Genomic DNA, 12,564 nt, shown 5'->3' with positions numbered 1-12,564 from the left:
GTCTCGACCTGGGCGGGCTGGATCCGCGCCTGGTGGATGTCGCGGTGGAAGTCGCCGCGGATGTCGACAACCCGCTATGCGGGCCGCGCGGCGCGTCGGCGGTGTTCGGTCCGCAGAAGGGCGCCAGCGCCGAACAGGTGGCGCAACTGGATGCCGCCCTGGCGCACTTCGCCAAGGTGGTCGCGGCGACCCTGGGCGAGGACTTCAGCCGGGTGCCGGGCGTCGGCGCCGCCGGCGGCCTGGGTTTCGCCGCGAGGGCATTCCTCGGTGCGCGTTTCCGCCCAGGCATCGAACTGGTGGCGGAGCTGGCCGGGCTGGCCGATGCGCTGGTCGGTGCCGACCTGGTGCTGACCGGCGAGGGCCGCCTGGATGCGCAGAGCCTGCACGGCAAGACCCCGGTGGGCGTGGCGCGGATCGCGCGCCAGGCCGGCGTTCCCGTGGTAGCCCTGGCCGGCAGCCTGGGCGACGGCTACCAGCGCCTGCACGACGCCGGCATCGATGCGGCGTTCAGCCTGGCGCCGGGACCGATCAGCCTGGAGCAGGCCTGTGCCGGAGCGGCGGCGGAACTGGAGGCGCGCGCCGAGCAGATCGCCCGGCTCTGGCGCCTGGCTCAGGCTTCGCGAGAAGGGTAGTCGGCGGCGGCGCGCTCCAGCCAGGCCGGCAGGTCGCGCCGCTTCACCTTGCTGGCCTTGGCTTCGGCCAGTCGCTGTAACAGATAGTCACGCTTTTGCGGGTCGTCGCCGGCGAATGACAGCGCCAGGTCGCGGTCCATCCAGCGGCGGATGCGCCAGTAGATCCACCAGTGGAAATACAGGCCGGCGGCGGTGGTGACGACGATGATGAAATAGTCCATGGCTGTTCCTTCTGCGGGCGCTCACCCTAGCCGATCGGTTCCGCCGATGAAAGCGGGAGGGTTCGGTCGAAACTGAACGAACCTGTACCATTGCTGAATCGATTCGATTATCTCGCGCCGGCCAGGTGACAGGAGCGGCTGCGGGAGAGTCTAATATTCGTCAGTTATCCCTTTCGGAGATGCCGTTATGCGCAAGTCTGCCTTGATCGTTGCTTCCTTCACCGCCATGGCCCTGGCTCTTGGCGGCTGCCAATCCAGCCTCACCGGCGATACCTACAGCCGTGAGGAAGCCCGTACCGTGCAGACTGTACGCATGGGCACCATCCAGGCCTTGCGCCCGGTCAAGATCGAAGGCACCAAGACCCCGATCGGTTCCATCGCCGGTGCCGGCGTCGGCGGTGTCGCCGGCAGCGCGGTGGGCGGCGGCAAGGGCAGCTACGTCGCGGCCATCATCGGCGCGGTCGCTGGCGGTCTGCTGGGCGCGGCTACCGAAGAAGGCCTGACGCGCACCCAGGGCGTCGAGATCACCGTGCGCGAAGACGACGGCAGCACCCGCGCCTACGTCCAGCAGGTCGACCAGGGCCAGATCTTCCGCGTCGGCGAGCGCGTGCGCATCCTGACCGTCAACGGCACCAGCCGCGTCGCTCACTGATTCTTCCCTCGTTGTCCCACGGCCGGCACTTCGCCGGCCGTTTTCGTTGTGTCGCCGAGCCATTGCCGGGGTTGTCTTGCTAAGCTTCAAGTCGTTGCCGTTGCAGAGTTTTTTTCGGCTTTCCGGCAGTCGGAACGCCTGAATTTTGTAATAATTCAATCCATGACGTTCGTTCGATAGATTGCGATAATCGCAGCTCCGTTGCGCCGCGCCTGCCGGTGGCGGGCGGGGCTTCGAGCTGCTGGCGATCCGGCCGCGCACCGACAACCGCGGGGAAGCACCGCCGGCCAGGCATGCCGGGGGCTCCGCCACCGAAGAGGAGTAGCCCATGATTCTGGCGCTGATCATCGCGCTGCCGTTCATGGGGGCGTTGTTGCCCCTGCTCGCCGAGCGTGGCGGCCGCACCTTGTGCGCGGCGTCCGCCGGCGTGGCGCCGCTGATCGGCCTGATCCTGTTGCTCGGGCAGCGCGGCACGGTGTTCGCCGGGCAGACCCTGACCGCCAGCTATTCCTGGCTGCCGGAAATCGGCATCAACCTCAGCCTGCGCCTGGACGGCCTCGGTTTCCTCTTCGCCCTGCTGATCCTCGGCATCGGCCTACTGGTGATCCTCTACGCCCGCTACTACCTCTCCGAACAGGAGCCGATGGGGCGTTTCTTCGCTTTCCTGCTGCTGTTCATGGGCTCCATGCTCGGCGTGGTGCTCGCGGAAAATCTCTTGCTGATGATGCTCTTCTGGGAGCTGACCAGCCTGTCCTCGTTCCTGCTCATCGGCTTCTGGGGCAGCCGTTCCGACGCCCGCAAGGGTGCGAGGATGGCCCTGACCGTTACCGGAGGGGGCGGCCTGGCGCTGCTGGCCGGGGTGCTGCTGCTCGGCCACATCGCCGGCAGCTTCGAACTCACCGAGGTCCTCGCGGCTGGCGAGCTGATCCGCGCCCACGCCCTGTATCCGCTGGTACTGATCCTGATCCTGCTCGGCGTGTTCACCAAGTCGGCGCAGTTCCCCTTCCATTTCTGGCTGCCCCACGCGATGGCGGCGCCGACCCCGGTTTCCGCGTACCTGCACTCGGCGACCATGGTCAAGGCCGGCGTGTTCCTGCTGGCCCGGCTGTATCCGGCGCTGGCCGGCACCGAGTGGTTCTTCTACCTGGTCAGCCTGAGCGGCCTGGTAACGCTGTTGCTGGGCGCCGGCATGGCACTGTTCCAGCATGACCTGAAGGGGCTGCTGGCCTACTCGACGATCAGCCACCTGGGCCTGATCACCCTGCTGTTCGGCCTCGACTCCCCGCTGTCGAACGTCGCCGCGGTGTTCCACATCATCAACCACGCGACCTTCAAGGCCTCGCTGTTCATGGCCGCCGGGATCATCGACCACGAGACCGGCAGCCGCGACATGCGCCTGATCAACGGGATGTGGAAGTACCTGCCGCATACCGCGGTGCTGGCCATCGTCGCCTCCCTGGCGATGGCCGGGGTGCCGCTGCTGAACGGCTTCCTCAGCAAGGAGATGTTCTTCGGCGAAACCCTCAGCCAGAACCTGCTGGGTAGCTTCAACTGGCTGGTGCCGGCGGTGGCGACCCTGGCCGGCGTGTTCTCGGTGGCCTATTCGCTGCGTTTCATCCACGACGTGTTCTTCAACGGCGAGCCGGCCCGGTTGCCGAAGTTCCCGCCCCACGAGCCGCCGCGTTACATGAAGGTACCGGTGGAGATCCTGGTGTTCCTCTGCCTGTTGGTCGGCATGCTGCCGGCCTACACCGTGGCGCCGCTGCTGGCCGCCGCCGCCAGTGCCAGCCTTGGCGGGCAACTGCCGGAATACAGCCTGGCGATCTGGCACGGTTTCAACCTGCCATTGCTGATGAGCGTGGTGGCGCTGGTTGGCGGTGTGCTGGTCTATGTCCTGCGCAAGCCGCTGTTCAACTGGTACGCCGGGTTGCCGGAGGTGGACGCCAAGCTGGTCTTCGAGCAGCAGGTGCAACGTGTGGTGGCCCTGGCCGCGCGCCTGACCGCCTGGCTGGAGAACGGGTCGCTGCAGCGCTACCTGGCCTGGCTGCTGGGCGCGGCGCTGGTCGTGGTGGCGGTCGAGCTGGCGCCGCTGGCGAGGCTGACCGGCTCGCGCGGGCTGACCCCGCTGGACGGTATCACCGCCCTGGGCATGCTGGTGCTGGCCTTCAGCGGCCTGGCCACGGCGCTGTTCCATCGCATGCGCCTGGTCGCGCTATTGATCCTCAGCGTCGCCGGCCTGCTGGTGGCCCTGGCCTTCGCTCGCTTCTCGGCCCCGGACCTGGCGCTGACCCAACTGTCGGTGGAAGTGGTGACCATGGTCCTGCTGATGCTGGCGCTGTATTTCCTGCCCTCGCGCACTCCGGCGGAGTCCTCCAGCCTGCGCGGCTTGCGCGACGTGGCGCTGGCCGGCGGGGTCGGCATGCTGGTGGCGCTGCTGGCCTACGCGGTGCTGACCCGGCCCTACGAGAGCATCGCCGGATTCTTCGTCGAGAACAGCGTCTCCGGGGGCGGCGGCTACAACGTGGTCAACGTCATCCTGGTGGACTTCCGTGGTTTCGATACCCTCGGCGAGATCAGCGTGCTGGCGATCGCCGGCGTCGGCATCTACGCGATGCTCGCCGGTTTCGCCCTGCACAAGCCGACCTGCGACCCGCAGGGTCGCAACTGGGCCCACGCCAAGCACCCGCTGATCCTGGAAACCCTGTCGCGGGTGCTGCTGCCGCTGGCGTTGCTGATCTCGGTGTTCATCTTCCTGCGCGGCCACAACCTGCCGGGCGGAGGTTTCATCGCCGGCCTGGTGACTGCCATCGCCCTGGTGCTGCAGTACGTCGCCAGCGGCTCGCAGTGGGTCGAGCAGCGCCTGCCGCTGAACTATGCGGCCATGGCTGGCGCCGGAGTGCTGATCGCCGGGCTCACCGGGCTCGGCAGCTGGCTGTTCGGCTATCCGTTCCTGACTTCTGCGTTCGGCCACTTCGAGTGGCCGCTGATCGGCGAGATCGAGCTGGCCACGGCGATGCTGTTCGACCTCGGCGTATACCTCACCGTGGTCGGTGCCGCGCTGCTGATCCTGTCCTACCTCGGCAAGCTCAGCCTGATGCCTGAACCCGTCGCACAAGAAGAGGCGCTCTGATGGAAGCCCTGTTCGCCATCACCCTCGGCCTGCTCACCGCCAGCGGCGTCTACCTGCTGCTGCGGGCGAGGACTTTCCCGGTGGTGCTCGGTCTCACGCTGATCTCCTACGCGGTCAACCTGTTCCTGTTCGCCATGGGCCGGCTCGGCGGCAGCGTCGCGGTGATCGGCACTCCCGGGGAGTATGGCGACCCGCTGCCGCAGGCGCTGGTGCTGACCGCCATCGTCATCGGCTTCGCCATGACCGCCTTCGTCGTGGTCCTGGCCCTGCGTGGCCTCGGCGACCTCGGCAGCGACCACGTAGATGGACGCCCGGACGAGGAGGAGCCGCGCCCATGAGCCATTGGCTGATCCTGCCGATCCTGCTCCCCCTGTTTGCCGGCAGCCTGTTGCTGTTGCCGCTGGCCGAGCGCTGGCGGCGCGGCCTGTCGTTGCTCGCGGCGCTGGCGCTGATCCCATTGAGCCTGTTGCTGATGCGCACGGCCGCCAGTGGCGACCTGAGCGTCTATGCCCTGGGCAACTGGGCGGCGCCGTTCGGCATCGTGCTCATGCTCGATCGTCTCGCCGCCCTGATGCTGCTGGCCACCGCGGTGCTCGGCAGCGCCGCGCTGATCTACGCGCTGCGTGGCGACGACCGCCTGGGCAAGCATTTCCACGCGTTGTTCCAGTTCCAGCTGCTCGGTATCAACGGCGCCTTCCTGACCGGCGACCTGTTCAACCTGTTCGTGTTCTTCGAGATACTCCTGATCGCCTCCTACGCGCTGCTCCTGCATGGCGGCGGCGCGGAGCGGGTCCGCTCGGGCCTGCACTACGTGATCCTCAACCTGGTCGGCTCGGCGTTCTTCCTGATCGCCGTGGGTACCCTGTATGGCCTCACCGGCACCCTGAACATGGCCGACATGGCGCAGAAGATCGCCATGGCCGATGCCGAGCGCGCGCCGCTGCTGGCGGCTGCCGGGCTCCTGCTGCTGGTGGTGTTCGCCCTGAAGGCGGCGCTGTTGCCGCTGTACTTCTGGCTGCCGCGCGCCTATGCCGCGGCCAGCGCGCCGGTGGCGGCGCTGTTCGCGATCATGACCAAGGTCGGCATCTACTCGATCCTGCGGGTCTACACGCTGGTCTTCGGTGAGGCCGCCGGCGAGCTGGCCAACCTGGCGCAGGCCTGGCTCTGGCCGCTGGCCCTGGCGACCCTCGGCCTGGGCGCGATCGGTGCCTTGGCGGCGCGGACCCTGCAAGGCCTGCTGGCCTACCTGGTGGTGGTCTCCGCCGGAACCCTCCTGGCTGGCGTGGCGTTGGGCAGCGAGCGGGCGCTGGCGGCGTCGCTGTACTACCTGCTGCACAGTACCTGGATCGCCGGTGGCCTGTTCCTGCTCGCCGACCTGGTCGCCCGCCAGCGCGGCGACAAGGCCGGCGACCTGGTCCAGGGCCCGGCGTTGCAGAACCCTCGGTTGCTCGGCGGGGCCTTCTTCATCGGTGCCATCGCCGTCGCCGGTCTGCCGCCATTGTCGGGGTTCTTCGGCAAGATCATGCTTTTGCAGTCGGTCGCTCCCGGCAACCAGGCGCTGGCCCTGTGGAGCGTGGTACTGGGCAGTGGCCTGGTGGCGCTGGTGGCGTTGAGCCGGGCCGGCAGCACGCTGTTCTGGCGCACCGGGCATACCGTGCTCGGTAGCGCCGAACTGGACCTCGGCCGCTTGTTCGCCTGCATCCTGTTGCTCTCCGCCGGCCCGTTGCTGGTGTTCGCTGCGAAGCCGCTGCTGGCCTACGTCCAGGCCACCGCGGCGCAGTTGCACGACCTCGACCTGTATCGCCAGATCATCACCCGCGGAGGTGCCGCATGATCAGCCGTTCGTTGCCGCGTCCGCTTCTTCGCGTATTGCCTCATCCCGTGCTTAGTGTCCTGCTGTTGCTGGTCTGGTTGCTGCTGGTGGATTCCTTCGCCATCGGCCACTGGCTGCTCGGCGCCTTCCTCGGCGTGTGCATTCCGCTGCTGACCAACCGCCTGCTGGTCGGGCGCAGCCAGGAGTGGCATCCGTTGTTGCTGCTGAAGCTGCTGGCGCTGGTGATGTGGGACATCCTCGTCGCCAACATCCAGGTCGCCCGCCTGACCCTCGGACCGATCCAGCGCTTGCGTCCGGCCTTCGTCGAGGTGCCGATCGAGCTGGAGAACGACCTCGCCATCAGCGTGCTGGTGAGCATCGTCTCGCTGACCCCGGGGTCGGTGTCGTCGGACCTCAGCGACGACCGCAAGACCCTGCTGGTGCACGGCCTCGACGTGCCGGACAAGGCGGCGCTGATCGCCGAGATCAAGCAACGCTACGAAGCGCCGCTGAAGGAGATCTTCCCATGCTCGCTTACGTGATCCCGCTGTGCCTGGCGCTGCTCGGCCTGGCCCTGTTGCTGACCCTGGCGCGCCTGGTCAAGGGGCCGTGCCTGCCGGATCGGGCGCTGGCGCTGGACACCCTCTACGTGAACGCCATCGCCCTGCTGGTGCTGTACGGCATCTGGCGCGACAGCGACCTGTTCTTCGAGGCGGCGCTGCTGATCGCGGTGCTCGGTTTCGTCGGTACGGTGGCGGTGGCCAAATACATGCTGCGCGGAGACATTATCGAATGACTGGCGAACCCCTGAGCCTGTGGGTGGAAATCCTCGTCTCGGCGTTCCTCCTGCTGGGCAGCGCCTTCGTCCTGATCGGCGCGATCGGCCTGTACCGCCTGCCGGACTTCTTCATGCGCCTGCACGGGCCGACCAAGGCCACCACCCTCGGGGTCGGCGGGGTGATCGTCGCCTCGCTGATCTATTTCTCCAACCGCCAGGCGGGCATCAGCCTGCATGAGCTGCTGATCAGCCTGTTCCTCTTCATCAGCGCTCCAGTCAGCGCCTACATGCTGGCCAAGGCCGCGGTGCTGCAGCAGTTGCCGCTGGAGAAGAAGACTCGCGGCAAGCCCTGGGAGCAGTGAGGCACGGCGCAACAGTTTTGCCCGCTTTCTGTGCCTGTCGGCGCGGCTAGTCGGCTGCCTATACTGGGAGTCCTTTTTCCGGCGCCGCGACGGCGCCCGTGGTGGAGATTCCCTTGACTCGGACGCGCTGGTTCGCCCTGGCCTGCCTGATCCTGGCGATGGCGCTGTGGGGCAGTTCGTACGTGGTGCTGAAGGTCGCTTTCCGCGAACTGCCGCCGCTCTGGGTGATCTTCGGTCGCATGGCCCTCGGCAGCCTGGTGTTCCTCGTCGCCTGGCGCTGGCGGGGACGCATCGACTACCGCCCGGGCGACTGGAAGTACCTGCTCGGCCTGGCCGTCTGCGAACCCTGCCTGTACTTCCTCTGCGAATCCTTCGCCCTGCAATACACCAGCGCGGCCCAGGCCGGGATGATCACTGCGCTGCTGCCGTTGCTGGTGGCGGTGGGGGCCTGGTTGCTGCTGCACGAACGGATCGGCCGGATGACCTGGATCGGCTTCGGCCTGGCGGTGCTCGGTTCGATCTGGCTGAGCCTCGCCGGCGAGCCCGACCTGCACGCGCCGCAGCCGCTGCTGGGCAACTTCTTCGAACTTCTCGCGATGCTCTGCGCCACCGGCTATACCCTGTTGCTGAAGCACCTGTCGGCGCGCTACTCGGCATTCGCCCTGACCGCCATGCAGGCCTTCGTCGGCACGCTGTTCTTCCTGCCGCTGGCGCTGGCCAGCGCCGACCTGCCGAGCCAGCCCAGCGCGCTGGGGATCCAGGCGGTGGTGTATCTCGGCGTGGTGGTCACGGTGGGCGCCTACGGCCTGTACAACTTCGGCGTCGGTCGACTGCCGGCCAGCCAGGCCTCGGGCTTCATCAACCTGATCCCGGTCTTCACCCTGGTATTCGCCGCGCTGTTCCTCGGCGAAACCCTCAACGGCCCGCAGATGCTCGCTGCCGGCCTGGTCTTCATCGGCGTCGCCATCAGCCAGTGGCGCAGCGCTCCGCCGCCGCCTCCGGCCGGCGTCCTGAACTGAAGGAGTTTCCATGACCGTCGACCACCGCCAATGGGCCCGCGAGGCGATCCGCATCATCGAAGCGGATTTCCAGCGCAGCGCCGATACCCATTTGATCCCCCTGGAGACTCCCGGCCTGCCTGGCGTCGAACTGTACTTCAAGGACGAGTCCAGCCACCCCACCGGCAGCCTCAAGCATCGCCTGGCGCGCTCGCTGTTCCTCTATGCGCTGTGCAACGGCTGGCTCAGGCCAGCCGCGCCGGTGATCGAGGCATCGAGCGGTTCCACGGCGATTTCCGAAGCCTATTTCGCACGCCTGCTGGGCCTGCCCTTCATCGCCGTGATGCCGGCCAGCACCTCGAAGGAAAAGATCGCCCAGATCGCCTTCTACGGCGGCCAGAGCCACCTGGTGGAGGACCCCACCCAGATCTACGCCGAGTCCGAACGCCTGGCGCGGGAGAGCGGTGGCCATTTCATGGACCAGTTCACCTATGCCGAGCGCGCCACCGACTGGCGGGCGAACAACAACATCGCCGAGTCGATCTTCCAGCAGATGCGCCACGAGCCGTACCCGACCCCGACCTGGCTGATCTCCAGCCCCGGTACCGGCGGCACCCTGGCGACCCTCGGCCGCTACGTGCGCTATCGCCAGCACTGCACCCGGGTGCTCTGCGCCGACGCCGAGCGTTCGGTGTTCTTCGACGCCTATGTCAGCGGCGACCGTGGCCTGACCCTGGATTGCGGTTCGCGGATCGAGGGCATCGGCCGGCCGCGGGTCGAGGCGTCCTTCCTGCCGGAAGTGATCGACGCGATGGTCAAGGTACCGGACGCCTGGTCGCTGGCGGCCATGCATTACCTGGCCCGGCGCCTGGGGCGGCGGGTCGGCGGCTCCAGCGGAACCAACCTGATCGGCGCCCTGGTGGCCGCACGGCAAATGGTCGCGGCTGGCGAGAAGGGTTCGCTGGTGGCGATTCTCTGCGATGGCGGCGAACGCTATGCGACCACCTATTATGATCCGGTCTGGCTGGCCAGACAGGGCTATGCGCTGGAACCCCTGGTCGAGGCGCTGGCTGCCTGCGTCGAGCGCGGCGTGGCGTTGCCCGACGGGCTGCTGGTGGTTGGACTTTGAAGGAGTGGATATGCACCGTTTGCGAGCTGCCGAAACCGGCGATATCGAGGCCATGACCGACCTGCTGCTGAGCCACGGGCCGAATCCCTGGAACCATCTGCCGGAGGAGGGGGTGCGTGCGCATCTGCGAGCCATCGCCGACGGCGAGGTACGGGCCGTCCTGGCCGAGCGCGACGATCGGCTGCTGGGGTTCGCCAGCTTCCGCCGCACCGAGGATTTCGCCCATTACCAGCCGCAGCGTGCCGATGCGCCGCGGGCCTACATCTGCGAGGCGGTAGTGCATCCGGCGGCGGCCGGCCAGGGGCTCGGCAGCGCGTTGCTGGAGGCGGTGCTGGCCCAACTGGCCGACGAAGGCATCGAGGACGTCTATATCGATCGTCACGAAGAGAACCTGGCGTCGGCGGGAATGATGCGCAAGGCCGGCTTCGTCGAGCTGGAAACCTACGCCGATCCGGCGCGGCGACCGAACGGCTCGGGGCGCTCGACAGTGTGCCATCGCAATCTTTCCCTCCAGCGCAGAGCCGTGCGATGAGTTTCATCCGCCTCAAGGTGCGCGCCGCCTTCATGGTCCACGGCTACGACGCGGACAACCGGGAAATCGTCGAGCAGATCGGCGAGGAACGCTTCGTCGAGAAACTGCTGCGCATCGAACGGATCCAGTCGATCAGCGAGAAATACCTGCTGGTCAGCGCCTCCCACGGGCGCGTCGCCTACTGGGAGTACGAGGGCGGCCTGACGGCGCTGCGGCGGCGCCTGGAGCAGGCCGGATTGCTCTTGTAGGGAAAGGGCCGTCGCGCGGCCCCTCGCTTCACTTGCCCAGTGCGCCCGGATAGGCGCAGCCGCGCAGCGTCTCGCCATCGATGCGCAGTTCGGCGGAGTAGCTGCTGAAGGCACCGCTCATGCTGTCGGTGCAGGACGACGGGGCGATCCACAGTTCGACCTTCTTGCCGTTCGCCTCGCTGGAATAGCTGGTGCTGCCGTTCGGCAGTTCCTCGGCGACGTAAGGCAAGGCCAGGGTCTCGTGTTCGGGGCGGTCCAGGCGCAGGCCCTGGTTGTTCACCCTGGCGCTCCAGAAGGGTTCGTTGCCGTTGGCGGCGAAGGTCAGCAGCTTGAAGTTCGGGTCGTCGCAGCCGGGGCCCTCGTTCTGCACGCGGTACAGTCGGCTGACCTCCAGCTTGCCGTCGGTACCGCGGACCTTGGCCGGTCCCATGGTGCCGCGCAGGTCGACGAACAGGCCCTGGGCGCCGTCGTCGAACAGGCTATCGGCTTCGCGGCGCAGGCCGGTATTGGCCACGTCCTCGATGCTGAACAGGCGCTTCTCGGTACAGGGGCGGAATTGCAGCGCGCCGTTGATCTTCACCAGTTCGCCCTGGAAGCGGGTGTCTACACTGGTGCTCGGCGATTCGGGCTTCCACACCTGGCAGGCGGCGAACAAGGGGAGCAGGCTGTAGACCAGCAGACGGGCAGGGCGCATAGGGAAGACTCCATCGAAAATGCGCCCACGTTACCGAGCGTCCGGGCCTAGCTCAAGTCCGGATCGGACTTCATCGCAACCAGGGAGTCGATCGATGATCCAATGCAAGCGTGTATACGAACCGGCGTCGCCCGCCGATGGCCGGCGCGTACTGGTGGACCGGCTGTGGCCGCGCGGCATCCGCAAGGAAGCCCTGGCCATGGACGACTGGCTGAAGGAGGTCGCGCCCTCCAACGAGGTGCGCAAGCAGTTCTGCCACGATCCGGCACTCTTCGACAGCTTCCGTGAACACTACCGCGCCGAGTTGCAGGCGCACCCGGAACATTGGTGGGGCCTGCTCGACTGCGCTCGCGAGGGCACCCTGACGCTGCTCTACGGCGCCCACGACCAGCAGCACAACAATGCCGTGGTGCTGGCCGAGTTCCTCGAGGAAGAGCTGGACCGCCAGAAGCCGGGCAGTTCGCCGACCTGCTACGCCGACCGCCTCTCCTGAGAAATATCGCTTACCAGATGCGGTACACCTGGCCGGTCTGCGCGCCTTCCACGCTGCGTGCGTAGCCCAGCGCGGCGTCCGCCGTCGGAACCGGCTTGAAGCCACGGAAGTAGGGCGCGTAGCCGGGCAGCGCCTCGCTGACCACGGTCGGGCTGACGGCGTTGATGCGCAGGCAGCGCGGCAACTCCAGGGCTGCGACGCGGACGAAGCCCTCGACGGCGCAGTTGACCATGCTCGCCGAACTGCCGAAGCGGATCGGCTGCTCGGCGAGCACGCCGCTGGTGAGGGTGAAGGAGCCCCCGTCGTTGGCGTACTCGCGGCCGAGCAGTACCAGGTTGACCTGGCCCATCAGCTTGTCGCGCAGGCCGAGCTGGTATTGCGCCTCGCCCATTTCCTCCAGGGCGCCGAAGTGCACCTTGCCGACCGCGGCGACCAGCGCGTCGAAGCGACCGGTCTTCTCGAACAGGGCGCGAATGGAGTCCGCGTCGCTGATGTCGACCTGGAAATCGCCGCTGCTGTGGCCTACCCGGACGATCTCGTGGCGCTCGCCGAGTTCTTTGTCGATGCCCTTGCCAAGGGTGCCGCTGGCGCCGATCAGGATGATTTTCATACAGGCCTCTCGTTGCGTGAAGGTGAGTGGTTTCCAGTGTAGAGTCGCCTTTGCTGTGGATAATCCTGTCAATCGACAACCTGCCGTTTTCATAGGGAAACAATCGTGAAGGACCTGGACGATCTCGCCGCCTTCGCCGTACTCCACGACCTGGGCAGTTTCACCCGCGCCGCCGAGCGCCTCGGTTGCAGCAAGGGCCAACTGTCGAAGCGCATTGGCCTTCCACACCTGGCAGACGGCGAACAAGGGGAGCAGGATGTAGACCATCAGAC

At 67.2% G+C, this 12,564-nt stretch carries 17 protein-coding genes; 14 read left to right on the top strand and 3 right to left on the bottom strand.

Translation table 11 applies throughout. The features are described from left to right. On the top strand, positions 1–632 hold a 632-nt coding region (locus FFS27_RS18415; RefSeq protein ID WP_137952132.1), incomplete at its 5' end, for a glycerate kinase family protein. Here FFS27_RS18415 and FFS27_RS18410 read toward each other — a convergent pair. Next, positions 611–853 (bottom strand): hypothetical protein, encoded by a 243-nt coding sequence (locus tag FFS27_RS18410; RefSeq protein ID WP_003082053.1) that lies wholly within the window; start codon positions 851–853, stop codon positions 611–613. The two genes, FFS27_RS18415 and FFS27_RS18410, sit on opposite strands and share 22 nt — an antisense overlap. A 187-nt stretch (positions 854–1,040) precedes the next feature. On the opposite strand from FFS27_RS18410, the gene FFS27_RS18405 reads away from it, so the two are divergent. The 11 genes from FFS27_RS18405 (at position 1,041) to FFS27_RS18350 (ending at position 10,495) form a co-directional block, all read left to right on the top strand. Further along, a complete protein-coding gene (locus FFS27_RS18405) occupies positions 1,041–1,505 on the top strand; it encodes a glycine zipper 2TM domain-containing protein (RefSeq protein ID WP_003082056.1) in 465 nt (154 codons plus the stop codon). A 328-nt stretch (positions 1,506–1,833) separates the two neighbouring features. Next, positions 1,834–4,635 (top strand): monovalent cation/H+ antiporter subunit A, encoded by a 2,802-nt coding sequence (locus FFS27_RS18395; protein ID WP_021264417.1) that lies wholly within the window; start codon positions 1,834–1,836, stop codon positions 4,633–4,635. Further along, positions 4,635–4,973, top strand: a complete 339-nt coding sequence (locus tag FFS27_RS18390; RefSeq protein WP_003082068.1) for a Na+/H+ antiporter subunit C — start codon at positions 4,635–4,637, stop codon at positions 4,971–4,973. Before FFS27_RS18395 ends, FFS27_RS18390 begins: the two co-directional genes overlap by 1 nt. Further along, positions 4,970–6,469 carry a monovalent cation/H+ antiporter subunit D gene (locus tag FFS27_RS18385; protein WP_021264418.1) on the top strand — a complete coding sequence of 500 codons (1,500 nt, stop codon included), beginning with the start codon at positions 4,970–4,972 and terminating at the stop codon, positions 6,467–6,469. The genes FFS27_RS18390 and FFS27_RS18385 overlap by 4 nt, the downstream gene beginning before the upstream one ends. Then, a complete protein-coding gene (locus FFS27_RS18380; RefSeq protein WP_021264419.1) occupies positions 6,466–6,990 on the top strand; it encodes a Na+/H+ antiporter subunit E in 525 nt (174 codons plus the stop codon). The genes FFS27_RS18385 and FFS27_RS18380 overlap by 4 nt, the downstream gene beginning before the upstream one ends. Next, positions 6,975–7,244: a K+/H+ antiporter subunit F gene (locus tag FFS27_RS18375; RefSeq protein ID WP_003082079.1), complete on the top strand. Its 270-nt coding sequence runs from the start codon at positions 6,975–6,977 to the stop codon at positions 7,242–7,244. The genes FFS27_RS18380 and FFS27_RS18375 overlap by 16 nt, the downstream gene beginning before the upstream one ends. Next, a complete protein-coding gene (locus tag FFS27_RS18370) occupies positions 7,241–7,588 on the top strand; it encodes a Na+/H+ antiporter subunit G (protein WP_003086373.1) in 348 nt (115 codons plus the stop codon). The genes FFS27_RS18375 and FFS27_RS18370 overlap by 4 nt, the downstream gene beginning before the upstream one ends. Positions 7,589–7,701: 113 nt before the next feature. After that, positions 7,702–8,607 (top strand): DMT family transporter, encoded by a 906-nt coding sequence (locus FFS27_RS18365; RefSeq protein ID WP_003082086.1) that lies wholly within the window; start codon positions 7,702–7,704, stop codon positions 8,605–8,607. A 10-nt stretch (positions 8,608–8,617) separates the two neighbouring features. Next, the gene (locus FFS27_RS18360) at positions 8,618–9,715 is read left to right on the top strand and encodes a PLP-dependent cysteine synthase family protein (RefSeq protein WP_021264421.1); all 1,098 of its coding nucleotides are present in this window, start codon (positions 8,618–8,620) and stop codon (positions 9,713–9,715) included. 10 nt (positions 9,716–9,725) lie between these two features. After that, on the top strand, positions 9,726–10,247 hold the full coding sequence (locus tag FFS27_RS18355; protein ID WP_003086379.1) for a GNAT family N-acetyltransferase: 522 nt from the start codon (positions 9,726–9,728) through the stop codon (positions 10,245–10,247). Beyond that, on the top strand, positions 10,244–10,495 hold the full coding sequence (locus FFS27_RS18350) for a hypothetical protein (protein WP_003082096.1): 252 nt from the start codon (positions 10,244–10,246) through the stop codon (positions 10,493–10,495). The genes FFS27_RS18355 and FFS27_RS18350 overlap by 4 nt, the downstream gene beginning before the upstream one ends. A 28-nt stretch (positions 10,496–10,523) precedes the next feature. Here FFS27_RS18350 and FFS27_RS18345 read toward each other — a convergent pair whose 3' ends face one another. After that, entirely contained in the window at positions 10,524–11,189 is a 666-nt protein-coding gene (locus tag FFS27_RS18345; RefSeq protein ID WP_003082099.1) for a COG3650 family protein, read from the bottom strand. Between the two features lie 94 nt (positions 11,190–11,283). Between FFS27_RS18345 and FFS27_RS18340 the strand changes: the two genes are divergently transcribed. Then, positions 11,284–11,682, top strand: a complete 399-nt coding sequence (locus FFS27_RS18340; protein WP_009315436.1) for a DUF488 domain-containing protein — start codon at positions 11,284–11,286, stop codon at positions 11,680–11,682. A 10-nt stretch (positions 11,683–11,692) separates the two neighbouring features. On the opposite strand, the gene FFS27_RS18335 is transcribed toward FFS27_RS18340, so the two are convergent. Then, entirely contained in the window at positions 11,693–12,292 is a 600-nt protein-coding gene (locus FFS27_RS18335) for a short chain dehydrogenase (protein ID WP_272483169.1), read from the bottom strand. 105 nt (positions 12,293–12,397) lie between these two features. Between FFS27_RS18335 and FFS27_RS18330 the strand changes: the two genes are divergently transcribed. Beyond that, a partial coding sequence (locus FFS27_RS18330; protein ID WP_137952130.1) for a helix-turn-helix domain-containing protein occupies positions 12,398–12,564 on the top strand: 167 nt, incomplete at its 3' end.

This window comes from Pseudomonas sp. 2VD (assembly GCF_005503585.1).
In the GTDB taxonomy this organism is placed as follows: Bacteria; Pseudomonadota; Gammaproteobacteria; order Pseudomonadales; family Pseudomonadaceae; genus Pseudomonas; species Pseudomonas aeruginosa.
This window is presented reverse-complemented; position numbering and strand designations above follow the sequence as displayed.

Bases quoted from the DNA above. Each gene is read 5' to 3' on its own strand.
- FFS27_RS18410 (WP_003082053.1), bottom strand. From the start codon at position 853: ATGGACTATTTCATCATCGTCGTCACCACCGCCGCCGGCCTGTATTTC.
- FFS27_RS18405 (WP_003082056.1), top strand. From the start codon at position 1,041: ATGCGCAAGTCTGCCTTGATCGTTGCTTCCTTCACCGCCATGGCCCTG.
- FFS27_RS18395 (WP_021264417.1), top strand. From the start codon at position 1,834: ATGATTCTGGCGCTGATCATCGCGCTGCCGTTCATGGGGGCGTTGTTG.
- FFS27_RS18390 (WP_003082068.1), top strand. From the start codon at position 4,635: ATGGAAGCCCTGTTCGCCATCACCCTCGGCCTGCTCACCGCCAGCGGC.
- FFS27_RS18385 (WP_021264418.1), top strand. From the start codon at position 4,970: ATGAGCCATTGGCTGATCCTGCCGATCCTGCTCCCCCTGTTTGCCGGC.
- FFS27_RS18380 (WP_021264419.1), top strand. From the start codon at position 6,466: ATGATCAGCCGTTCGTTGCCGCGTCCGCTTCTTCGCGTATTGCCTCAT.
- FFS27_RS18375 (WP_003082079.1), top strand. From the start codon at position 6,975: ATGCTCGCTTACGTGATCCCGCTGTGCCTGGCGCTGCTCGGCCTGGCC.
- FFS27_RS18370 (WP_003086373.1), top strand. From the start codon at position 7,241: ATGACTGGCGAACCCCTGAGCCTGTGGGTGGAAATCCTCGTCTCGGCG.
- FFS27_RS18360 (WP_021264421.1), top strand. From the start codon at position 8,618: ATGACCGTCGACCACCGCCAATGGGCCCGCGAGGCGATCCGCATCATC.
- FFS27_RS18355 (WP_003086379.1), top strand. From the start codon at position 9,726: ATGCACCGTTTGCGAGCTGCCGAAACCGGCGATATCGAGGCCATGACC.
- FFS27_RS18350 (WP_003082096.1), top strand. From the start codon at position 10,244: ATGAGTTTCATCCGCCTCAAGGTGCGCGCCGCCTTCATGGTCCACGGC.
- FFS27_RS18345 (WP_003082099.1), bottom strand. From the start codon at position 11,189: ATGCGCCCTGCCCGTCTGCTGGTCTACAGCCTGCTCCCCTTGTTCGCC.
- FFS27_RS18340 (WP_009315436.1), top strand. From the start codon at position 11,284: ATGATCCAATGCAAGCGTGTATACGAACCGGCGTCGCCCGCCGATGGC.
- FFS27_RS18335 (WP_272483169.1), bottom strand. From the start codon at position 12,292: ATGAAAATCATCCTGATCGGCGCCAGCGGCACCCTTGGCAAGGGCATC.